This window comes from Paenibacillus sp. S29 (assembly GCF_049319765.1).
GTDB lineage: Bacteria > Bacillota > Bacilli > Paenibacillales > Paenibacillaceae > Paenibacillus > Paenibacillus polymyxa_B.
Window position 1 is genome coordinate 280432 of sequence record NZ_JBMOUI010000006.1, and the last position, 22584, is coordinate 303015.

At 50.5% G+C, this 22584-nt stretch carries 16 protein-coding genes and 1 pseudogene; 1 reads left to right on the top strand and 16 read right to left on the bottom strand.

The window, feature by feature from the left end:
- Positions 1-6: 6 nt before the first annotated feature.
- The gene (locus ACL9RM_RS13210) at positions 7-1407 is read left to right on the top strand and encodes a sugar porter family MFS transporter (RefSeq protein ID WP_069291246.1); all 1401 of its coding nucleotides are present in this window, start codon (positions 7-9) and stop codon (positions 1405-1407) included.
- 69 nt (positions 1408-1476) lie between these two features.
- Here ACL9RM_RS13210 and ACL9RM_RS13215 read toward each other — a convergent pair whose 3' ends face one another.
- From ACL9RM_RS13215 to ACL9RM_RS13290, 16 genes and pseudogenes are all read right to left on the bottom strand, one after another.
- Positions 1477-2388: an AraC family transcriptional regulator gene (locus ACL9RM_RS13215; RefSeq protein ID WP_250267589.1), complete on the bottom strand. Its 912-nt coding sequence runs from the start codon at positions 2386-2388 to the stop codon at positions 1477-1479.
- Between the two features lie 148 nt (positions 2389-2536).
- The gene (locus tag ACL9RM_RS13220; RefSeq protein ID WP_250267588.1) at positions 2537-3196 is read right to left on the bottom strand and encodes a TetR/AcrR family transcriptional regulator; all 660 of its coding nucleotides are present in this window, start codon (positions 3194-3196) and stop codon (positions 2537-2539) included.
- Positions 3189-4371 (bottom strand): annotated as a pseudogene (locus ACL9RM_RS13225) (MFS transporter). The gene ACL9RM_RS13220 and the pseudogene ACL9RM_RS13225 overlap by 8 nt, the downstream one beginning before the upstream one ends.
- Positions 4372-4477: 106 nt before the next feature.
- On the bottom strand, positions 4478-5134 hold the full coding sequence (locus tag ACL9RM_RS13230) for a DJ-1/PfpI family protein (protein ID WP_250259225.1): 657 nt from the start codon (positions 5132-5134) through the stop codon (positions 4478-4480).
- Positions 5135-5322: 188 nt separating this feature from the next.
- Positions 5323-7161, bottom strand: coding sequence for an ABC transporter ATP-binding protein (locus tag ACL9RM_RS13235; RefSeq protein ID WP_250267586.1), 1839 nt, complete (start codon positions 7159-7161; stop codon positions 5323-5325).
- Positions 7142-8878: an ABC transporter ATP-binding protein gene (locus tag ACL9RM_RS13240; RefSeq protein ID WP_250267585.1), complete on the bottom strand. Its 1737-nt coding sequence runs from the start codon at positions 8876-8878 to the stop codon at positions 7142-7144. Before ACL9RM_RS13240 ends, ACL9RM_RS13235 begins: the two co-directional genes overlap by 20 nt.
- 244 nt (positions 8879-9122) lie before the next feature.
- Positions 9123-10259: a homocitrate synthase/isopropylmalate synthase family protein gene (locus ACL9RM_RS13245; protein ID WP_250267584.1), complete on the bottom strand. Its 1137-nt coding sequence runs from the start codon at positions 10257-10259 to the stop codon at positions 9123-9125.
- Entirely contained in the window at positions 10237-11001 is a 765-nt protein-coding gene (locus tag ACL9RM_RS13250; protein WP_414126356.1) for a HesA/MoeB/ThiF family protein, read from the bottom strand. The genes ACL9RM_RS13245 and ACL9RM_RS13250 overlap by 23 nt, the downstream gene beginning before the upstream one ends.
- A gap of 103 nt (positions 11002-11104) precedes the next feature.
- A complete protein-coding gene (locus ACL9RM_RS13255) occupies positions 11105-11494 on the bottom strand; it encodes a NifB/NifX family molybdenum-iron cluster-binding protein (RefSeq protein WP_061831022.1) in 390 nt (129 codons plus the stop codon).
- Positions 11491-12798, bottom strand: coding sequence for a nitrogenase iron-molybdenum cofactor biosynthesis protein NifN (gene nifN, locus ACL9RM_RS13260; RefSeq protein WP_414126357.1), 1308 nt, complete (start codon positions 12796-12798; stop codon positions 11491-11493). Before nifN ends, ACL9RM_RS13255 begins: the two co-directional genes overlap by 4 nt.
- Positions 12788-14149 (bottom strand): nitrogenase iron-molybdenum cofactor biosynthesis protein NifE, encoded by a 1362-nt coding sequence (gene nifE / locus ACL9RM_RS13265; RefSeq protein WP_069291235.1) that lies wholly within the window; start codon positions 14147-14149, stop codon positions 12788-12790. The genes nifN and nifE overlap by 11 nt, the downstream gene beginning before the upstream one ends.
- Before the next feature lie 79 nt (positions 14150-14228).
- Positions 14229-15758 (bottom strand): nitrogenase molybdenum-iron protein subunit beta, encoded by a 1530-nt coding sequence (gene nifK, locus ACL9RM_RS13270; RefSeq protein WP_250267580.1) that lies wholly within the window; start codon positions 15756-15758, stop codon positions 14229-14231.
- On the bottom strand, positions 15755-17203 hold the full coding sequence (nifD, locus tag ACL9RM_RS13275; protein ID WP_322173454.1) for a nitrogenase molybdenum-iron protein alpha chain: 1449 nt from the start codon (positions 17201-17203) through the stop codon (positions 15755-15757). The genes nifK and nifD overlap by 4 nt, the downstream gene beginning before the upstream one ends.
- 87 nt (positions 17204-17290) lie before the next feature.
- A complete protein-coding gene (nifH, locus tag ACL9RM_RS13280; RefSeq protein WP_023987270.1) occupies positions 17291-18157 on the bottom strand; it encodes a nitrogenase iron protein in 867 nt (288 codons plus the stop codon).
- A gap of 6 nt (positions 18158-18163) precedes the next feature.
- Positions 18164-19663 (bottom strand): nitrogenase cofactor biosynthesis protein NifB, encoded by a 1500-nt coding sequence (nifB, locus tag ACL9RM_RS13285; protein ID WP_414126358.1) that lies wholly within the window; start codon positions 19661-19663, stop codon positions 18164-18166.
- 305 nt (positions 19664-19968) lie between these two features.
- On the bottom strand, positions 19969-22440 hold the full coding sequence (locus ACL9RM_RS13290) for a rhamnogalacturonan lyase (protein ID WP_414126359.1): 2472 nt from the start codon (positions 22438-22440) through the stop codon (positions 19969-19971).
- Positions 22441-22584 lie beyond the last annotated feature (144 nt).

The window sequence follows — 22584 nt, forward strand, 5'->3', positions numbered from 1 at the left end:
GATCATATGGCAGTAATCATCAATAATGAAAGCGCTCAACAGAAAGCGCTTCAATCAGAAAAACCCAATATGCTTTTTGTGACGTTGGTATCCATCGTAGCTGCGCTCGGAGGTATCCTGTTCGGTTTTGATATCGCGGTTGTTTCGGGAGCAGTCGAATTCCTACAGCAACGTTTTTCGCTGAGCGAATTTCAGGTTGGTTGGGCGGTGTCAAGTCTGATTGTCGGGAGTGTCACCGGAGCGGCTCTCTCCGGCTACATGAGTGAAAAGATCGGCAGAAAAAAGGTATTACTGGCCGCCGGATTTTTATTCGTCGTCGGCTCGATCTGCTCTGCGCTTCAAGACACGTTCACCGGGTATGTTATCTTTCGCATGATCGGCGGCATTGGCATAGGCATCACTTCCACCGTTTGTCCGGTGTACAACGCGGAAATTGCTCCCGCCAAATACCGAGGTCGTTTGGTTGCTTTAAATCAGTTGGCGATCGTAACAGGGATTTTCTTGGTTTATTTTCAGAATTCGTGGATCGTCAGCCTGGGGGATGAAGCCTGGGGTGTCTCAACAGCCTGGCGCTGGATGTTCGGAGTGGGAGCCGTTCCGGGACTGATCTTTATGCTCTTGATGCTCTTCATACCCGAAAGCCCGCGATGGCTTATTAAACAAAATCGGCCTTATGAAGCGCTGCCGATTTTGCTGAAAATTCACGGTGAAGAAGCCGCTAAGCAGGAAGTGCTTGATATCAAGGAATCATTCAAAAATGAGAACGACTCATTGAAGCAATTGTTCGCTCCCGGTATTCGGGTCGCTCTCTTTATCGGTGTCATGCTCGCCATTATGCAGCATATTACCGGCATCAATGCCATTTTGTATTACGCGCCGGTTATCTTTAAAGGAATGGGACTCGGTACGGACGCTTCTTTGACCCAAACCATTTGGATCGGGTTGATCAATGTGTTGTTCACCATCGTATCCGTATGGCTGATCGACAAAGCGGGACGAAAAGTCCTGCTGATCATCGGCACCTCGTTGATGACCTGCTGTTTGGTTATTATTGGCGCCGCATTCAAAATGGGTTTGACCACCGGACCGCTCGTACTCATCATGATATTGATCTACGTGGCCTCCTATGCTATATCGCTTGGGCCGATCGTATGGGTTATGATCTCGGAAATCTTTCCGAACCGCATTCGCGGCAAAGCGGTGGCCATCGCTTCGATGGCATTGTGGGCCGGCGATTATCTAGTATCGCAGGCATTCCCTCCTCTGCTGAGTTCAGCCGGCCCGTCCAATACCTTCTGGTTATTCGGAGCCATCTCGTTGTTCGTCGTAGTCTTTATATGGCGCAAGGTTCCCGAAACCAAGGGGAGATCACTTGAACAGATGGAAAATATGTGGCTTGGGAAATGACCCAACTTTAGCCACGCCCTCTGAGTCATACCGACCTTAAATCGGCAATGGTTCAGAGGCTTCTTATTATCAGCTCCCATCCTCCTCCGCATAGTTCCTCACATTGCGCTCCACAGCTGAGCGGTATTCTACAGGCGTCTTGCCTGTGTGCTTTTTGAACAACATATGAAAATACTGCCTGCTGGCCACGCCTACATAATCGGCAATTTCTTGAATGGGAATGTCCGTTTGCTGAAGAAGCATACGGGCCTTGTCCATTCGCAGCATCGTTAAATACGCGGTAAGCGTTTGCCCAGTATGTTTTTTGAAAATACGGTGCAAATAACCTGGGTGCAGATTCACGGCTGCCGCCATGTCCTTAACCACAATATCTCGGTCATAGTTTAGATGGAGAAATTCAATGCATCGTTTGATGTACATATCCGTTTGCTGCGTGTTGCTGCGCTCTGCCTCTTCCCGTAGACGTGCAATTCGTACTAGCAATTGCATAAAAAGCATCTCAGCCATTGCACCCGGCTGTGCTTTTCGTTGGTCCAGCTCTAGCACAAGACTTTTCAGCGCATAATATACCTCTTCCGGGTCCGATAGTACCAAATACGGGAACGGACGTGACATGAGCGTCGTGACCTCCTGCTCCTCTGCTGCCATTTGTCGGATAGACGGTCCTACTCTCACTCCCTCCGAAAAACCAAACTCTACATTTAGCATCCGGCACGGTTGTTCTCCCTCCACCACCAGTCGATGCGGTACACCTGCGTCTAGCATAATAAACTCGCCTTTACGCAGCGTGATGCTTTCTTCCACATTTTCTCCCGTTTGTACATCTACCCTGCAAAAACCGGAAATCATGTACATAATTTCAGTGGAATGATGATCGTGATAAGACATGGTATAGTCATGCCATTGCTTGTAATAGTAAGCAAAAAAACGGGGAATATAATCCCCGTCACGCAGCTGTGGCTCAAACAGACTTCCGTTCATCCCCGCACCTCCACAAAATAGATAAGGCTAACACAGCAATGTATCTGCAACCGCTCTATTTTCACAGTTTAACAGACTGAGCCATGTACTTCTATTTCACTCCATCGGACGATCTGAAATCCTCTGGAATATGACAGGCGACTTCTGCCTACAAGGTTGGGGATTTATCACTTTCTGGACTTAAATACTGAATCAACATTCCCACAAATCGGTTAGCAATTTGTATATCCTCAAGTTCGTTATTCCAATCGTCCTTGGACGTCAGACTCATTTTCTGGAGTATACCCATCATAGACGTGAAGATAAAATGAGCGGTCTTTAAGGGTTCCGTATCAGACTTCAATGATCCATCTTGGAATCCAGCTTCCAGAGCATCCATCAGGAAATGTCGTTCCTTTCCCCTGCTAACAAAATTTTTGTACTGTACTTTGAGTTCTTGATTTGAATCATAAGCTTCGTAATGCAGATCGAATAAAAGAATAAACTTGATGTATTCCGGATGTTGCCAAGCGTAATCAATCCATGCATCAAGCATCGAAGTAAGCATCTTCTTACCGCTCATTTCGGCTGAAGGCGCCCTTCTAACAAATTCGGTCATGCTCTCCAGGATTTCCATCTGAACCTCAAAGATCAGTTCGTTCATGGACTGAAAGTGCTTATAGAATGTGACCCGGCTTACACCAGCCACGTTGCATACATCCTTAACATTAACTTTGAGAAAGCTTTGCTTCATAAAAAGTTCCTTCGCAGCAGCAATGAGCTCTTCCCGATTTTTGTTTTTCAAATTCTGGTGCCAGTTCTCAGTCATTAGCAACCATCCGTTTCTCATTTTTTGGTTTTTGTAAGGTTAAGAAAAGGGCAGATGCAAGAATAAGTGCACCAAAAATATAAGGAATATGAATGTGCTTGTCAAACAACAAACCCGCTAAAATAGGCCCCAATATATTGCCTAGGCTAGTATACGTCGTATTCAATCCGGCGGCATATCCTTGACGATCACCAGCTGAGTTCGCGATCATTGTACTTACGGTTGGCCTTAGGAAGGCATTAAAAGCAAAAAACAGTGCCGATACCGCCAGCAAATAACCTAAATTGATCTTAAGTAACATTAACAATAAAGCGATGGCTGTCATGATCAAAGAGAGACGTATTAGCCTCATATCTCCAAGTCTCTTGATGAGATAATCGAGCAGCCAAATCTGCACAACGATGCCTATAATTGCACCAACCGTAATGATCATTGAGATTTTAGTGGCATCAAAACCGTATTTTCGTTCTACAAAAAGAGCATACACTGTTTCGTAATTCATCAAACCTAATGTCATGACCAGAATGAGGAGGAGATAACGAAAATAGGATGTCCGAAATGAATTTAGGATTTGGCTGCGAATTGGCTCCCGGCGGCCCCATTGGCTAGCGGGTTTTCGTTTTTCCTTGGGTAATGTCTCTGGCATACACAAGCTAAGCAGCGTAGCTACAAGTCCAAGTCCACCAGCAAAAAAATAGGGCACCCTGATGCCAAACTCAGCGATCATACCGCCTAAACCCGGACCAAGCACCATACCCAAATTCATGGAGGCGCCCAAGTATCCCATTCCTTTAGCTCGGGTTTCAGAAGTGGTAATATCAGCGACGTAGGCCATATTGGAAGGAACCATTAGTCCAATACCTATCCCCCCGATAAATCGGGCAATATATAGAAGAGGCAATGTCGTAGAAACAGCAAACATGAGATCCGAGATGACGGTTAAAAACAGCCCCGTTATGATCATGGATTTTCGTCCCCATCTATCCGAAAGCTGCCCACCTAGGGGCGAAAAAATAAACTGAGCTGCTCCAAAAGCGGTAATAAGATACCCCGCAGCAGCTCCTGCCGCATTAAATTGTTTCAAATGTTCAGGCAGAATGGGAATCACCATACCTTGACCCAATAAGCATCAGAATGAAAAGTGGAAATGTAGCAGACTTAGGTAAGCTGCTCATGTTTGTAACCCCCTCCAACCATTTACACTATGTAACCCTTTACTATGTGTAAACCATATTAGTTGAAATAGGGGCCATTGTAAATAAAAATACAAACCTATTAAGCCTAGCTATTGGGCTCCTGTTTTGCAAACTCCTGTAACATGCCTCTTATTTGTTCTACCAATTTAGCAGGAGCTTTCTTGGGTGAACCCGTGTCAAACGGAGGCTGAGGATCGTATTCCAAAATCAGCTGGACTCCTTTACTCATGTCTTCTCCCAATTCCCAAGCTATTAACTGGAGTGCCATATCAATACCAGAGGAGACACCGGCTGCTGTAACCATTTTGCCCTGACGAACCACTCTCTCATCTGTTGGAATGGCTCCAAGAGATTGGAGCAGGTCTAAGGAACCCCAATGACTGGTGGCTACGGTTCCATTTAACAAGCCTGCTGCGCTCAAAATCAAAGAGCCGTTACAAACCGACGTGGTCCATTTCGTAGTTTCATGTATTTGGCGAATCCAATTCAACGTTTCTTCATCATTCATTGGGGTTTTATAATTTGGCGGACTGCATCCAGGAACAACAAGAATATCAGCTGAATTAACTTCAGAAAAACTGTAATCGGCATGCAAATAACCCATATTTGAGTCCAGCTTGATTAACCCTTTTTGCTTAGCGACAAACTTCACTTCACATTTCAGTGTAGCAGCAAACACATCGTATGGACCTATTGCATCTAACGCTGTAATTCCATCGAAAAGCATGATTGCGATTTTCATGATGCTCTCTCCTTTGAAGTGGGATTTTATTCTTGCACACCTATACTAACATACATATACGGGGTATGGGTATATTTGATGATGTAAACCTTTAATAGTACGTACCTGTAAAAAGGTATACTTAAAAAGGACTACCCCGGGGTAGCCCTTTTTAAGTATACCTGCAAAGCTGTTGATCGAGAGCCGACTTAAGAGCTTTGCTTTCTCAACTGACCATAATATAAATCACTGTAAAAGCCTTTGTGAGCCAGCAGTTCATCATGAGAACCCTGCTCCTCCAGACGGCCATCCTTCAAGACCAGAATCCGGTCAGCCTGACGAATGGTATTCAGCCGATGCGCGATGACGAAACTTGTTCGACCCTGCATAAGCCGCTCCAGTCCTTCTTGTATCTTCATCTCTGTAATGGTGTCAATGCTACTGGTTGCCTCGTCGAGTACAAGGATAGAAGGGTTGGCCAAAATAGCACGGGCAATAGCCAGCAGCTGTTTTTGCCCTTGACTGATGCCGCTTCCATTCACTTCCAGTACCTTGTCGTATCCGTCCTTCATCCGAATGATAAAGGAATGGGCGTTAGCCAGTTTCGATGCTTGTTCAACCTCCTCATCGGTGGCGTCCAGTCTGCCGAAGCGGATATTTTCACGAATTGTCCCCTGAAACAGGAAGGAGTCCTGTAGCACAAATGCCATACGGGAACGCAAGCTTTCACGCCGGATGGTAATAATGTCGCGCCCGTCCAGCGTAATCGTTCCCTTGTCGGGGCTATAGAATCTGGAAAGGAGCTGGATCAGTGTCGTTTTCCCTGCCCCGGTCGGGCCGACTAGTGCGATCATTTCACCAGGTTTGGCTTCAAAGGAAATACCTTCCAGCGTAGCGCTTCCCTCATCATAACCGAAGGAAACATCCGTAAACCGCACCGCCCCCTCTACATGCCCTACTTCCACTGCGCCGCGTTCATCCTTGGACTCTTCATCTTCATCCAATATTTCAAATACACGCTCAGCTCCGGCAATGGCAGACAGCAGGGTGTTCCACTGGTTAGCCAAATCGTTCAGCGGTCTGGTGAACTGGCGGGCATATTCTACGAATACAATAATTGTACCTATAGTAATGGAGCCGCGAATGGCCAAAATCCCACCGATCCCCGCTACAATAGCAAAGCTGAGATTATTCAGTCCGTTCATCAGCTTCGGTATGAAGCCTGAAATCGTTTGGGCCCAGAAGCCCGACAGCCGAATACGGTCATTACGCTCGCCAAAACCATGGATGACTCTCTTTTCCTGCGAAAATGCTTTAATAATCTGCTGCCCGGACAGCGTTTCTTCGATGTATCCGTTCAGTTCGCCCACATTCTTCTGGCGTTCCTTATATAAGGGCCCGGTACGACGTGTAATCCAGCGCATCCCGGCAGCCATTAACGGCACCACGATAAAGGTCAGCAGGGTCATCAGCGGGCTTAACCACAGCATCACCGTGAGTGTACCGATTAGCGTCAATATGCTCGAAAAAATCTGAATCGCGGAGCTGTTCAGCGTAGAACTGACATTTTCGATATCATTGGTCAAACGGCTCATGATCTCTCCCTGCTGACGTTTGCCGTAGAAAGGAATCGGTAGTCGATGCAAATGTGAAAACAGATCGAAACGCATGCGGTACACCGTCTCTTGGGCAATCTCGATCATCCAGATATTTTGCAGCCAGGAGGTCAGCGAGTTGAGCAGATATACAGCTCCTAATCCGATGAAAAAATAAATCCACATGCGTCCACCCGGACCTTCGAGAAAATCATCCACCGCTACGCCGACCAGATATGGACCCAGCAGAGCTAGCCCGGAGCTGAGCAGGACCATGAACAGTACCAGCATCAGTTTGGCCTTACGGCGAGCCAGATAAGCCCATATCCGTCCTAAGGTGCCAAACCAGTTCTTCGCTTTGGCCTTGTGGCGTCCTTCAGCTCCCGCTGGATTTCGCAGCACACCAGACGGCGGTGTAGGCTGACGGAACGGTTCAATGAGTTCCTTGAACATGCGACTCCTCCTTTCCATATTGTGATTCATAGATACGCCGATACAGATCCGAACTATCCATGAGATGCTCATGGCTTCCACTTGCCATCAGGCGACCCTCATCCAGCAGTAAAATCTGATTTGCCGATGCGGTCGAGCTGATCTTCTGCGTAATGAGAAATGTCGTGCAGGACAGACCATCGAGTGCATTCAGTAGTGCTGCTTCTGTCCCTACATCCAGCGCACTTGTGCTGTCGTCCAAAATCAGCACTGCCGGCTGGCGCACCAGTGCGCGGGCAATCGAAAGCCGCTGTTTCTGTCCGCCAGACAGATTGACGCCACGCTGCCCGAGCATCGTGTCATAGCCTTGCGGCAAGCGTTCAATCATATGATGGATTTGCGCCATGCGTGCGGCTTCCTGAATTTGCTCCAGGCTCGCATTCTCCAGCCCCCAAGCAATATTATCCCGAATCGAGCCGGTGAATAGCAGTACCTCCTGAGGGACATAGCCAATCGCCTCTCGTAATATGGACGCATCCAGTTCACGAGCGTCCTTTCCGTCAAAGCGCACATGACCTTCATCTTCTTCATACAGACGTGTAATCAACTGCACAAGTGAGGATTTTCCCGAGCCAGTGGCCCCCATAATAGCTATCCGCTCGCCCGGTCGCGCCCTAAAAGAGATATCCTTTAGTACAGCCAAATCACTGCCCGGATAATGAAAGCTCACCCGGTCCATTTCCACTTGTCCCTTAATCCGTGTATGATGTGTTGAAACAGACTCCATCTCTGACCCATCTTCATTAGATGTGTCCAATATCTCTCGAACCCGCCCGGTAGATGCAGTAGCTCGGGAAAATACAACAACGATACCCGACAAGGCAGACAAGGCCCCAATCGTCCGCAGTGAATAATTGACGACTGCAACCACCTGTCCTACACTGGCATCCCCAGTGGAAATTTGGCCGCGTCCGAACCAAAGTACTGCAATAATCCCTGCATTCATCGTAAACAAAATGAACGGCATCGTCGTTTCTGTCCAGCGTAGAGCGGACACCGTCCCTTTCATCAATTCGCCTCCATAATGGGCAAAACGTTCGATTTCATGCCGCATCCGCACAAAAACCCGGATGAGCCGAATGCCTGTCAGATTCTCCTGAATCACTCCGTTAACGTCATCCAGGCGACGCTGGACACCCTTAAATAAAGTGACCGTTCGCCGCATCATCACCAGCACAAACACGAACAGCACCGGGGCCATAACCGCCAATAGCAGCCCAAGCCTGAAATGTACAACCAGTGCCATCACAATACTGCCGATGACTACAAGCGGAACCCGTGTCATAAACCGCAGGCTCATAAACACCGTATCTTGTACTTGCGTGACATCCCCGGTCAGGCGCGTAATCAGCGACGAAGTGGCAAAACGTTTAAACACAGGATACGAAAAGGATTGCACTTTACGGTACAGCTTTTCCCGCAAATCATAGCCGAAGCCCTGACTTGCATGTGAAGCAAAAAAAGAACTGGATATCCCCGCCATAAAAGCGATAACGGCACTCCCTACCAGTACACTGCCCCATAACCAGACGACGGACAAATCCTGCTGTCGGATGCCCTCATCAATGATTTTGGAGATCAAATATGGCTGCGATAGCTCTACCGTCAATTCCAGCAACATCATCACGAGCGCTGCGATGGCTGGAACCCGATATTTTTTTAGAAAAGAAAACATCATTCCCACAAGCATTCCTCCAATTGCCCATAGCCGTCCTTCCAGATCAGCGTGTCATGGTTATAAGATTCGAACCTGTCTGCTGTAAAACCATATATACGCACTTTATACAGCACTATATTTTATTATACCCTTCTGAACGGCTTCGTTTAACCAGCAAATTGGAGACTCCGGTTGTGAAATTAAAAGATATACAAGAAAGCGTTCCAGTCACGGTCACACTTACCGGACGGGAACGCCTTTTCGGTTATTTCGGTAGCTCTGCCGGATAATACTGCAGCCAGCGCCTTAAATCCGCGCTATGTATGACACGCTTGGGATCTTCACCGACTAGGCGAAGTCGCTCCAGCACAAACTTGATTTCACCGGAGCCCGCCTCGATTCCTTCCTGCTCCAGCATATATTGAACTGCACTTCTGCCCGAATGCTTGCCGAGTACGAACGAATGGTCAGTGCCCAGCTCGGTTGGATCAAGGGTCTGATAGGCGGCACGCTCCTTTAGCAGACCGTTGATATGTATGCCGGATTCATGGGCGAATACCATGTCTCCCACAATTGGCTTGCCTTCAGGAATGATTCGGTTGGAGGCTTTGGACACCAGTGCAGCCAGCGGGTTCAGCAGTTCGGGACGGACGCCGCAGGTTCCTTGATATAGATCCCTCCACGACATTACCACTTCCTCCAGCGCCGTATTACCTGCCCTTTCCCCAAGGCCCGACACTGTGGTACTGGCCCAGACAGCTCCCGCTTGCAAAGCTGCCAAAGTATTGGCAAGCGCTAGACCATAATCATTATGACAGTGAATCTCAAGCTCCACATCCTGCGGCACGCGCGATACAAGCCTGTCTATACGGGCAGCTATCGCAGCGGGATGGTGAACAGACAGCGTATCGGCATATCTGAAGCGCCGGATGCCATCCCTGTAGAGCTGATTCGCCAACTGCTCAAGGAACAGGTCATCTGCCCTTGAAGCATCCTCAAAGCCTACGGAAACAGTCAATCCTTTACACTGACCGTAATCAACAGACTTGCGGATCAGCTCTGTCACCTGCTCAGGATTCATACCCAGCTTGGACTTCATCTGCACCATCGACACGGGAACCGAAATATGGGCCCAGCCGACGCCTGTCGATTCAGCTGCATCAATATCCGTGAACACCGCCCGATTCCAGGTCATTAGCTTCATCTGAAGTCCGAGAGCAGCAATCCTCGCAATAGACCTGCACTCCGCCTTTCCCATTGCCGGAATTCCGATCTCAGCCTGCTCCACCCCCGCCGAGTCCAGCATGATGGCAATTTCAGTTTTCTCCTCGGCCGAAAAGGCAACGCCCGGAGCCTGTTCTCCGTCACGAAGTGTCGTATCACAAATATGCAACTGACTCATCTATATCCCCTCCCGTTCCGCAGCAAGGACAACGCGGGTTGCGTTTGACCGCTATGGTGCAGCTGCTCATATCCAGCACATTCATACGGTACATACGGTCAGTGAACAAATTGCCCGCATCTGTAATCCATTTGACCGCTTCCAGTGCAGCCATACAGCCAATCAAACCCGATGTAGCTCCCAGAACCGGGAATCCCAGAGGCTCCCAAGGCTGTCCGCCTTCCGGGTAGAGACATTCCAGGCATGCCGTCCTACCGGGATCAATGGTCATCAATGATACTTCATAGGCGTACATGGCCGCTTCTATCATCGGTCTGTCATGTCGAACACATAGTCTGTTCAGCGCATATCTTTCCGGAAAGTCATACCGTGCATCAATCACGATATCCGACGCTTCTACCCATGGTCCAGAGGATTCTTCCGTGATTCTGTAGGCGTGGCCCTCAAGCTCGGTCTCCGGATTGATACGCTGTAAATGCTGCAATGCCGTCTCCATCCGTTCCTCCCCGATTCGTCCGCTGTCCATCAGCACCTGCCGGTTCATATCGGGTAGATGGATTACGCCCTCATGGGCCAATATCAGCTTTCCCACTCCGGCAGCGGCCAGGTACATGGCCGCTGTCCCTCCTAATCCTCCGATGCCTGCAACCATAACAGTAGCCTGCTTTAGCCTGTTCTGACCTTCCGTTCCCAACAGCTTCAACTGGCGTCCGTATCTACTGTCTTCCAGCAGCTGTACCATTCGTCTCCCCCTCCATGTGCGGCTCCCGCCTTTAAGATATTCGGTCCGCAGGATCTTGACACCATGTCTGGTTGTTCTTCGGTTATTCTTCCTTACTGAAGACTCATGATCCGGCTTTGCCGCTGCCCTCCTCAGCATGCAGGATTTTGGCAAGCCACATGGGCGGATTGCGAGCCAGCATATTCTGGAGACGCTGGACCTGCTCCTCAATGGTGCTGCCGAAGGCCACCTTCACAGGCATAATGGTCCGCTTGGTAACCTGTGCGGCGGCCGAAGCGCCAATCTGTACCAGAAAGATCAATGTACAATCCTCGATCAAGCCAATTCGGCTGGCGATCTTGCCCGCCTCGTTCTCATCGCTCCCCAGGGCTATCCGCCGATGCTCCAGGAACTGGACGCCTGAGTGCCGGATTTCGAATACAGTGAACATAGGACTCTGCCCAAAATGAGCATTCACAAGCACACCGTCTTCCGTCGCAAATGCAACCTTCATCCTCCCTTCCCCCCCTCGGCAAGCAATACATTGCCTACTTTGTTCACCCACTCCATGGTTCCACGGTATCCGACGCTTACGGATGTGTGGGCGCCCAGCTCGTCATACACCGGCAAGCCTGCCGGCACGAATGAGGCGCCAGCCCGTGCCGCTCCCTTTCTTCCATGCGAATTGCTGATCCACAAATCAACGCCCTGCGCGCTCTCCTCTGCATCATCCAGATCACCGATCCAGACTTCCCGTTCTGTCTTTTGCAGTGCGGGCGTGCTGCAGGGTGTAATTAGCCGTTTCAGTTCCACTCCCATCTCCTCCAGCCAGGCTGCGGTCGACAGCATATGATCCGGTTCTAGCGCCACTACAGCGGAAGCGCCGGAATAATAGAAATGGGCATCCAGCATGCTGTCCAACAGATTTTCACGCTGCCAGCGGAAGCGAACAGGGGCTGGCTCGCGGCTGATTTTCTGCAGAAAATGTATGAACGCATCGCTCGCGGCCAAGCCAGACAGACCCGTGAACAAGTGGTAGGGAATACCTGCGGCATGAGTCAGCCTGCGCGCCGGACGCTCCATGCTCGCGCCAATGGCAATGGTGCAGGAAGACTCCAGCATCTGGCAGGCTGAATCCAGCGGAGTCCCCCCTCTCGTCAAAGGGGAAAAACCTGTCAGCAGGTGACCGGACAAGGAAGTGGAGATATCGGGGAGTGTAATAACCTCTAGGCCGAAGGAAGCAATAATATCCTTGATTTCCATGACATCTCCGGCAGTCAGATAAGAAGCCGGCAGCAGATTGACCTGCGTCCGGCGCTGTTTTTTGGGGGACTTGCCTCCGGCCAACCCGAGTACGGCATCCATTAGCGACTCTACTGTACTGCTGTAGCCCGTCTCCAGAGAACCGTGAAAATCAGGCAGCGATACAGAAAACAGCAGACTGTCCTTCAATGCCCGTTCTCGCTTGAACGCCTTTACCCTAGACTGAAAATCAACGCCTGCCACCTCAGTGAGGGCCGTGCTGATAACGCCGATGACATCTGGATGGTGTTTGGACCAGATATGATCCAGCGCCTCCTCCAGATTCCGGTCTGCATCAAATATAACGTCCATCTCTTGCAGCGCGGAGGTCTGAACGGCAATCGGCTCTCGAAAATGGCGAGTCAGCAGCGCCTTGGAGAAGGCCGAGCAGCCCTGAGCGCCGTGCAGCAAAGGCATTGAGCGATACATCCCCTGCAGAGCCAGCACGCCGCCCAAAGGCTGTCCTACCTTGAGGGGGTTGACACTGACAGGCTTCGTGGCGGATTTAATCGGCAAATTCCGTCTCCTCCTCCCATGGAGCCAATTTGGCGGTCAGTTCCCATACCGGATGCTGTAGCGTATGCACAAGCTGTTTCGCCAGAGATAACAGCCCGTCATAGCCCGCATAGGCTTTGTGACGTTCTTGATTGATGTCCACAAAAGGAATTTGTTCCTTAAGCGCCATATACATGTTCCGGCCCCCGGCAATGACCATGTCTGCCTTGCGGCTCCGTACAGTCTTGAGAATCTGCCGGGCACCGCCTTCCGGGATGTATTCCGCATCATCTCCGATACGGTCAGCAATCCGGGATACATCCTCGGCAGTGCTTTTGTTCGTGCCTACACCAACCACCTTAATGCCCAGCTCCTGCAAAGCCGTAATGACAGACCAGCTCTTTACACCCCCGGTATAGAGCACTGCCCGCTTTCCTTTCAGCTGCTTGCGGTAGGGTTCCAGCTCCAGCGATAGCCTCATTTCCTCCCGTGCGGCCAGCTTATCCACCCGTCGCTCCACATCACGATCTCCGGTCAGGTAAGCCATCTGTCGCAAGGAATAACTCGTCTCCTTTGCTCCATAAAATGAACCTTCAAAATAAGGAATGCCGTATTTACGCTCCATTTGGACTGCCAGACCCAGCAAAGCCCGGCTGCATACGACCATATTGGCCTTGGCACGATGCGCCCATCCCACCTCACGGAACCGACCGTCTCCGGTAATTCGGGACAGGATACTCATTCCCGCCTGCTGCATCAGCCGCTCGATATGCCACATCTCGCCGGCGATATTGTATTCCCCAATGAGATTGATATCATGGGAGGTTGTCTGTTCCGGCTCGGTGCTGCCGATAATATGCTGGAACAGCACGTCTCCGGCCAGCCGGGTCCCGAGATTCTTGCTGCCCACAAATCCCGGGCTGTTCACCGGAATGATCGGCGTTCCCAGCTGCTCTGATTCAGCCTTGCAAACTCCCTCGATATCTTCACCCGTGAGGGCTGTGACGCATGTGGTATAGACGAATACAGCGGGAGGAGCAAAGCGGCTGACAATGTAGCGGATCGATTCATGCAGCTTTTGTTCACTACCAAAAATGATGTCCTGTTCTCCAAGATCAGTAGTGAAGCCATACGCCGACAGCTCCGGGCCGCTGGACAGGCTGCCTCTGCTCTCCCAGCTATTGCCGAGACACGCAATCGGCCCGTGCACCAGATGAGCCGCATCTGCAATGGGGATCAGTGTAATCTGGGCCCCGTCAAAGGAGCAGCCACCCGAAGCCTCCCCCGGCACAGGCCGGGGACAGGGCGTGCTTTTGGGAATTTTTTTGCCGCAGGATACCTCCAGCCTTCCGTTAGACACAGCCGGCTCCATCCGCAAACCCCCTTATTTTAGATAGAATCCATTGAAATCACAAGCCAAGCTGTCAACTTCCATCTACGCGATACAGCAATTAGCGCACTAGATCAAAGCTATGATCCGGAGCCTGCTCCTCCATGACATCCAGTACGGTATTCACGAATTGGGTAAGCAGATTCAGCGCACCCTGGTAGCCGATAATCGGATAACGATGCAGATGATGCCTGTCGAAGATCGGAAAGCCCACACGGAGCAATGGAATTTTCGCTTCTTTCGCCGCGAACTTCAGGTGGGAGCTACCAATAGCCAGGTCTACTGGGTCCTGGAACAGCAACGAACGCATATGCCACAAATCCTGACCGGAATGAACCGTGGCTTCTGCACCGTAAGGGCTGGACTTCAGCAGAAGCTCTGCTTCCTTCTCAAATTTCCGGTCCCCATTGGAGCAAACAATATGCACCGGCTCCATGCCCAGCTCCAGACAAAAGCCAATCAGGCCGATGAGCATATCCGGGTCTCCCGCCATAGCTACTCGTTTGCCGTGCAGATAAGCATGCGAATCCATCATGGCATCCACAATTCGGGCGCGCTCCTGCTTCAACGCCTCGGGAATTTCTCTTCCAGACAAGCGGCTAATCTCCTCAAGCAACCGATCTGTAGCCCGGATGCCCAGCGGTGTGGAAATGGAGGACACCTGCTGCCCCCAGGTTTGCTTCATATAACCTAATGTTTTACGAAGAGAGTACTGCTGGATCGCCAACGTGCCGGCAGCATCTGCGGCCTTGGGCACATCCTCAAGCGGCGTTCCCCCGTAATAGTAGCTGTACTCTCCAGTAGCCCCTGAATCAAAATTACTGCTGTGGTCACCCAGAATGGTATACGTAGCGCCGAACATCCCCAGCATGCGCCGCATTTCCGCAAAATTGCCTGTATACCCGTCAAACCCGAGCAGTACATTCAGCTTCAATTCATGACCAGGCTGCGGCGTCCGGCCTGACTTGTTATACAGCGTCTCCAGCACAGAGCGCAGCATGGCGTCATAGCCTGTAATATGTGAACCGGAGAAGCTGGGGGTATTGGCAAAAGGAACCGGCATATCCTCGGGAAGGGCTCCCTCCTGACGGGCATTGGCCAGGAAGGCAGACAGATCATCCCCGATCACCTCTGCCATACATGTCGTGCATACCGCAATCATCTCCGGCTGATACAAGGCAATGCAGTTCTCTATACCGTCAATGAGGTTGCGCATGCCGCCGAATACGGCGGCATCCTCGGTCATCGAGGTGGAGACGGCAGGAACAGGCTCTTTGAAGTGGCGGGCAAGATGGCTGCGGAAATAAGCCGTACAGCCCTGTGAGCCATGAATGAACGGGAGCGTTTTTTCGAAGCCCAGCGCAGCCATGACCGCTCCCAGCGGCTGACAAGCCTTGGCCGGGTTCACAACTACGGCTGTACGAGCGAAATTCTTATCCTTGTATTCCTTGGTCTTGGTATACTCCAGGGTGGCGGTAACCTCCTCTGGCGAGCAAGGGGCCTCAAAAGCCCGTTTCTCCTCACGCTGGCGCACATATTTATCCTGCCGAAACAACTGATTGTGATCGACAATGTTGAGACGCTCGCTCATACCGACACCTCCGCAGTCTGCCGAGATGGCAGCAGGCTCCATACTGGACTGTTTATGGTCATATCCATATCACGCGCAAAAATCTTAAAGCCGTCAAAACCATGATAAGGCCCGCTGTAATCCCAAGAGTGCATTTGACGGAAGGGAATGCCCATTTTGTGATACACGTATTTCTCCTTGACTCCGGCGCCCATTAAGTCAATATTCAGCCGCTGGGCCAATTCTTCCAGTTCATATGCCGTTGGATCATCGTACAAAACAGTGCCTTCCTTTACATCGGGAAACGTCTTTTCGTAATCATCCTTATGGGCAAATTCATAGCCTGTAGCCACAATTTCCATACCCAGATCCTCATAGGCACCGATGGTATGCCTTGCCCGCAGCCCGCCAATCAGAAGCATCACCTTTTTGCCTTCCAGACGTGGGCGGTATTTACGGATAACCGCCTCCATCTGCGGCATATATTGGGCGATGACCTGCTCACATTTTTCCTGAATCGTCTCGTCAAAGCGGGCAGCAATCGCTCTGAGGCTCTCTATCGTCTTGGTCGGGCCGAAGAAGTTATATTCCATCCAGGGAATTCCGTATTCCTGCTCCATCGTTGTGCACATATAATTCATGGAACGATGACAATGGATCAGATTGAGCTTGGATTTATGGGCAATTCCCAGCTCATTGATCGTACCGTCACCCGACCACTGCGCTATGACCCGCAGTCCCATTTCCTCCAGCAAAATGCGCGAGGCCCAGGCATCACCGCCGATATTGTAGTCCCCAATAATGGAGACATCATAAGGCCCGCACTCCTTTAGCTCCCGGCGCCCCATCAGAAAATCGCGGATAGCATCATTAGCAATGTGATGCCCCAGAGACTGACTCACTCCGCGAAAACCCTCACAGCGTACAGGAATGACCGGAATGCCCAGCTCCTCTGTCATCTTTTTGGCCACAGCCCCGATATCATCACCAATCAGTCCGACCGGACATTCAGATTGTACGGAGATGCCTTTAGCCAGCGGGAACATCTCCTTAATTTCCCTGCAGATCACCTCCAGCTTCTTATCTCCCCCGAACACGATATCCTTTTCCTGAAAATTACTTGTAATCTGCATAGCGGTAAAATTATCGATGCCCAATACCCCATTCGCATAATTACGTCGGGTACCCCAACTGTATTGCCCGCAGCCGATGGGACCATGGCTAATGTGCACCATGTCTTTAATCGGGCCCCATACCACACCCTTGGAGCCTGCAAAAGCACACCCCCTTGCTGTCATAACGCCGGGCCGTGATTTCATGTTGGACTTGATGGAACAGGTTCCGCAGTTCACAAGCTCCTCATCCGCGATCTCAAAATGCTTGGTCCGGTCCTTCTTGGCCTTCTCGGGATATATCTCCAGTATCTCCTCTACGATCTGCTTTCCCTTATCCACAATACTGCTCATTTGGCCTATTCCTCCCTCCTGCGAGCTGTGCGTTCAGCTCCCCCACCATCACACGATGATTCCGTCATTAAGCCTTCTGGCTACAGCCTACTGCCCAGACGCCTCAGCTTTGTTAATTGCGGTTTCTTCATCCTCAATAATGCCGAATTCCATCAATAGATCCTCCAGATCTTCCATGGAAATAGGAGTAGGAACCGTCAGCATATCGTTATTCAAAATCTTACCTGCCAGCTCTTCATACTCCGCAGCCTGCTTATGTTCCGGGTTATATTGGGTAACAGTCATACGGCGCAGCTCAGCATGCTGCACAACATTGTCACGCGGCAAAAAGTGGATCATCTGCGTATTCAGTCTTCTTGCAAGCTCTGTAATCAATTCCGCTTCCAGGTCCGTATTCCGGCTGTTGCAGATTAATCCGCCCAAACGCACCCCGCCGCTGTTAGCATACTTCAATATCCCGCGCGCAATATTGTTGGCAGCGTACATAGCCATCATTTCGCCTGAGCATACAATGTAGATTTCCTGCGCCTTCTTCTCCCGGATCGGCATGGCGAAGCCCCCGCACACGACGTCCCCCAGTACATCGTAGGAAACAAAATCCAGCCCTTCGTAGGCTCCCTCTTCCTCCAGAAAATTAATGGCTGTGATGATGCCGCGTCCTGCACAGCCGACACCAGGCTCTGGCCCGCCACATTCCACGTTCAGAATGTCACCGAAGCCCTTCTGTACAACATCCTCCAGCTCCAAATCCTCTACCGTGCCCCTTTCAGCAGCCAGATGTAGCACGGTCTGTTGGGCCTTCGTATTCAAAATAAGACGGGTGGAGTCTGCCTTGGGATCACAGCCTACGATCATAATTTTTTGTTTGAATTTGGTCGCGAGTTGAGCCAGTGTATTCTGCGAGGTTGTCGATTTGCCGATACCGCCTTTACCGTAAAACGCAATTTGTCTCATATTTTCTCAGCCTCCAAAATGTTCAATGGGTAAATCCGAATGATTGCCCTTAACTCCCTTATTGCGCTTACTTCCCTTATTGCTTTGCACAGGATACATATAACGCAGAAATTTTACATATTCCAGAACGGATTCCTCAATATCCCCGCCGCATACAATAGGCAGCACGCCAGCTTCCTGCAATGCGTCTTTGGGGGCTTCGCCTATGCCGGACGACAGCAGCAATGCACAGTCATGCACCATGGAAAGGATCTCCTTCATCGTCTCGACCTTGTCTCCATTGCAATCGGCTTTCCCATGGCAGTAAGATTGCACCTTACGAATGCCTATGAAATTTACGATAGTCCCGTCGCTTTCATAGATCATGAATTCCTTGGCACGACCGAAATGCTGATTCACCTTCCCTCCGCCACGACTGGCCACAGCGATTAGGACTGGCTTTGAGGTAAAGCTTGCTTCAGGCTTATCCTCCGATAACGGGCAGCTACATCCACCCCCGGTTGACGGTTGTTTGTGGTGCGATTGTCCCTCCTTGCGTTCCATTCTCACTCTCACCTTCTCATCCAGTTCTTTCTGAAATTGTGCCCTTGCCTCTTCATCCATGGGAGGAGCAGCCGCAATGTTCTCCCATGTAAAATCCTGATTGCGATCCTCGCCCAGCAGTCCAATCGCATCCGCCCTGCACTGACGGCAATGGCGCATAATGACAGCTCCCGCCTCAGCACATTGCTCCTGCAGCTGCCGGACCAGACGGGGACGGGGGGCCCGCATTCCTTCCTGCTCATACTGACTGCCGGGTGCGATGATGAGCGGCATAATGTTGTGCAGTACCGCGCCGTGCTCCTTGACCACCCTGGCTACCTCTGGCAGATGGGCATCATTGACTTCTGGAATCAGAACCGAGTTTACCTTGCACAATACGCCTCTCGAAGCCAGCATCTTCAAGCCTGCCAGCTGGCGATCAATCAACAGCCGCGCGGCCTCCTCTCCTGCATAGCGTTTTCCTTCATCGTAGACCCATCCATAAATGCGGCTCCCCACCACTGGATCTACAGCATTGATCGTGATCGTGACATGCGAAATACCCAACTCTACAATCCTGTCGATATGCCTGATCAAGGTAAGGCCATTCGTGCTGAGACAGAATATGACATCCTTAACTGTCTCACGGACCCGGCGGAAGGTATCGAAGGTTGCCTCCGCATTGGCCAGCGGATCTCCAGGTCCCGCAATGCCGACAACGGACAGCTGCATCAGCTGTGCCGCTACGCCATAGGTCTTGTTCGCCGCCTGCTCCGGCGTGAGCAGTTCACTAACAACGCCGGGACGGCTTTCATTGACGCAATCGAATTTGCGGTTGCAATAATGGCACTGAATATTGCACGCCGGGGCTACTGGAAGATGAATGCGCGCAAAATAGCGATGTGCCTCTTCGTTATAACAGGGATGTCGTCTAAGGGTTTCCAAGGCTAAGGGGGTTTCCGAGAGATCAGCTAAAGAGTCCATTCATTCCCTCCTCTCTACGTTATATTCCCTTACACAATTCTCTGTTTTTGTCTGGAATATAATTACATCTTAGAGACAGAGACAAATACAGTCAATTCGCTTCTCCATGAAATCCCTGATATTTATCCTCATTTCACATATGTGTCAAATTTTGCGTCAAGTAATATATCATACCCTTTACATGTGCGCGGTTACATTTCATATTCTCAATAACATCAAGACGTAAAAAAAGAGAGTCCGTAAATACGGCTCTCCTTTTGAGACAAGAAATTTCATTATATATTTTGGGAAATGGTCTCCGCTTATCATTCCTTCACATCTATTTCCGTCCCATCGACTTTCGTTCCATCGACTTCTTTTTCATCTACCTCTGCTGCCTTTGCCTCATCCACCTCTGCTGCCTCTACTTCATCCGCTGCGTCACTGCTCTCTTCCTCCATCAAGGCTTTTGGCGTGTAGAGCTTGGGAATCGGCACATTCGCCCAATCCATATCGGATGCAAAATAAAAGCTCGTGTAGGCCGGCTGGTTATACCCGGTATTTTGACGCGCCACATCCGTGCGATACTGCGGATCATGCATCAACGTGTACAATTTATGCGTCGTAGGTTCTGTGCTCAGATAGATACGGATTGCTGAGCTATCCGCTGTACGGACGAGCATTTCCTCGCGCCAATCTCCGAAAATGTCGGCTACCAGCGATGGCGTTCCTTTCGTATAGTTGTTCGTTTTGGTTCCAGTGGCGGTCAACAATGTACCTCGTTTCCAATCCTCAATGGTTGGGGTTACATCAATTGCGCCGTTTACGATTTGTGTGGTCATATCAGCTGCCCATTTGATACTTATATTGGTACCCGGCATCTTTGTATCCAGCTGTTTACCCGCTGCGGTCCACAGGCCTATGGCCCAGGTCTCCAGACCTCGCTGATCCGGGTCTATGTCACCGACCATTCCCCGACCTGTATCCTTGCCGGAATATGCGCCGTAAATGATTTCACCTGTTTTGGCATCCCGCAAAGAATAGCCATATGGAGCGTAAGTGCCACCTTCATGTACCATAAAGATTTCTTTGCCGGGGCGATCCGGGTCAATATCGGTTACATGCAGCGCGTCACCGTGTCCCAATCTGGCGGTTTGGCCCGGAGTTGCGCTTTCAGGAGGCATGACATCAAATGAGCTGTACAACAGGTTGCCATCATGGTCAATCGTGGCAGAACCGTATACGATTTCGTCCTTGCCGTCACCATCCACATCCACCATGCTCAAAGAATGCGCTCCCTGTGTGGTCAAGGTGCCAAATTTCGGGTCCGTTCCATCACGCCCATGCGGACTATCGTTAAATGGATTGGTCATTGGTGCCCAGCCACTGTCTACCATCCAATGTTTTTGGAGATGGCGACCATCCCATGTGTAGGTAGCCAAGGTGGAACGCGTATAATAGCCCCGTGCAAATACAGCGTACGGCTTGCGCCCGTCCAGGTAAGCCACCCCTGCTAGGAAGCGGTCCACGCGGTTGGCGGGTTCAATTCGGGCCATAGCGTAGTCGCCCCACATGAGTCCATCGTCATGACGCTCCGGCTCATAGCGGATGGTATCCAGCTCAGCTCCCGTTTTCCCCTTGAAAATCGTCAAGTACTCCGGTCCATCGACAATAAAGCCCTCGAACTCTCTCAGCTTGTTTTTGTCGCTCCGTGATGGTGCATATACATCCATAAAGTAGTCTGTCAGGCTTTCCGCATCCTTTCGGGATAACGGATAACTGTACTTCGGAGCGATGCCAAAGCATTCCTCCAGCGTAGCAGGCCATTGTCCCTTGACCACTTCTTCATGCTTCGTCCAGTTCATGAACATGTTCACCACATGCTCATAATAATCCGAGCGACTCAAACGGTAATCGTCCTCATGTGTAATCCCTGCTTTGCGATCCTCACGTGGCAGAGTAATATACTTTTCTTTTTTCGGCTTGCCCTTCTTATCAAAAGAAATCGTTTTGGTCCCTGGAGCCGTTTTGAACATCAGCTCGGCTTTACCATCGCCGTCAAAATCGTACACCATCATCTGGGTATAATGTGCACCTGATCGAATATTCACGCCCAAGTCGATCCGATACAACAGCTTGCCTTCGGCCGTATACGCATCGACATACGTATTTCCGGTATACCCCTTCTGAGATACATCCTTGGAGTTCGACGGGTCCCATTTTACAAAAAATTCATATTGCCCGTCTCCATCCACATCCCCCACACTCATATCGTTGGCCGAATAAGTATAGGATTCACCTGCGGGTGTTACGCCATCGGCAGGCTTTTGGAGAGGAAGTTCATAGTAACCCTGTTGCCATGGCTTCACTTTGGCGCTACGATCCTTTTCTTTGCCTTTTACGACTGAAGCTACTCTGTACACCGCATTTCCGGTTCCTTCCTTATCCACATAGTTGGTGCTGTCGCTCACCGTCGCGATCTTCTTACCGTCACGGTATACGTTAAAGTCTGCTCCTGTCAGCCCTGTTGGACCGTAACCGTTCACTTCTTGAGCCAATAACCGCCAGCTTAAAAATATCCCCTCCTGCGTCACCGCAGCTACCAATCCGCGATCCAGCTTTTCCAGCTGAATGCTGCCGCTACGGTTCTGTTCTACTGCAATTGCTGATTCCGCCTGCAGTGTGGGTTCGGATAAGTCTTCCGCAGCCACTCCTCCAGTCGTCCCCGTCATCGCCAGCATCGCTGCCAACGCGGCGGTCAAGCTTCCCTTTCGCCATGCGCCTTTCCCTCGAGCCATTCAGGTCGTCCTCCTCAATTGTATTGTGATGACAAGCTAATACCTGAAATGATTGCGCTTACATAAATTAAATTTCCTTACTATTATAGTTTTGCCGTTCCCCCAAACGCGTTTAAATATCCGAGGATTTCTCTACACAAATCC

Bases quoted from the DNA above. Each gene is read 5' to 3' on its own strand.
- nifD (WP_322173454.1), bottom strand. From the start codon at position 17,203: ATGAGCAGTATTGTGGATAAGGGAAAGCAGATCGTAGAGGAGATACTG.
- ACL9RM_RS13230 (WP_250259225.1), bottom strand. From the start codon at position 5,134: ATGAAAATCGCAATCATGCTTTTCGATGGAATTACAGCGTTAGATGCA.
- nifE (WP_069291235.1), bottom strand. From the start codon at position 14,149: ATGGAGCCGGCTGTGTCTAACGGAAGGCTGGAGGTATCCTGCGGCAAA.
- ACL9RM_RS13245 (WP_250267584.1), bottom strand. From the start codon at position 10,259: ATGAGTCAGTTGCATATTTGTGATACGACACTTCGTGACGGAGAACAG.
- nifK (WP_250267580.1), bottom strand. From the start codon at position 15,758: ATGAGCGAGCGTCTCAACATTGTCGATCACAATCAGTTGTTTCGGCAG.
- ACL9RM_RS13210 (WP_069291246.1), top strand. From the start codon at position 7: ATGGCAGTAATCATCAATAATGAAAGCGCTCAACAGAAAGCGCTTCAA.
- ACL9RM_RS13290 (WP_414126359.1), bottom strand. From the start codon at position 22,440: ATGGCTCGAGGGAAAGGCGCATGGCGAAAGGGAAGCTTGACCGCCGCG.
- ACL9RM_RS13235 (WP_250267586.1), bottom strand. From the start codon at position 7,161: ATGTTCAAGGAACTCATTGAACCGTTCCGTCAGCCTACACCGCCGTCT.
- nifH (WP_023987270.1), bottom strand. From the start codon at position 18,157: ATGAGACAAATTGCGTTTTACGGTAAAGGCGGTATCGGCAAATCGACA.
- ACL9RM_RS13255 (WP_061831022.1), bottom strand. From the start codon at position 11,494: ATGAAGGTTGCATTTGCGACGGAAGACGGTGTGCTTGTGAATGCTCAT.
- ACL9RM_RS13250 (WP_414126356.1), bottom strand. From the start codon at position 11,001: ATGGTACAGCTGCTGGAAGACAGTAGATACGGACGCCAGTTGAAGCTG.
- nifB (WP_414126358.1), bottom strand. From the start codon at position 19,663: ATGGACTCTTTAGCTGATCTCTCGGAAACCCCCTTAGCCTTGGAAACC.
- ACL9RM_RS13220 (WP_250267588.1), bottom strand. From the start codon at position 3,196: ATGACTGAGAACTGGCACCAGAATTTGAAAAACAAAAATCGGGAAGAG.
- ACL9RM_RS13240 (WP_250267585.1), bottom strand. From the start codon at position 8,878: ATGATGTTTTCTTTTCTAAAAAAATATCGGGTTCCAGCCATCGCAGCG.
- ACL9RM_RS13215 (WP_250267589.1), bottom strand. From the start codon at position 2,388: ATGAACGGAAGTCTGTTTGAGCCACAGCTGCGTGACGGGGATTATATT.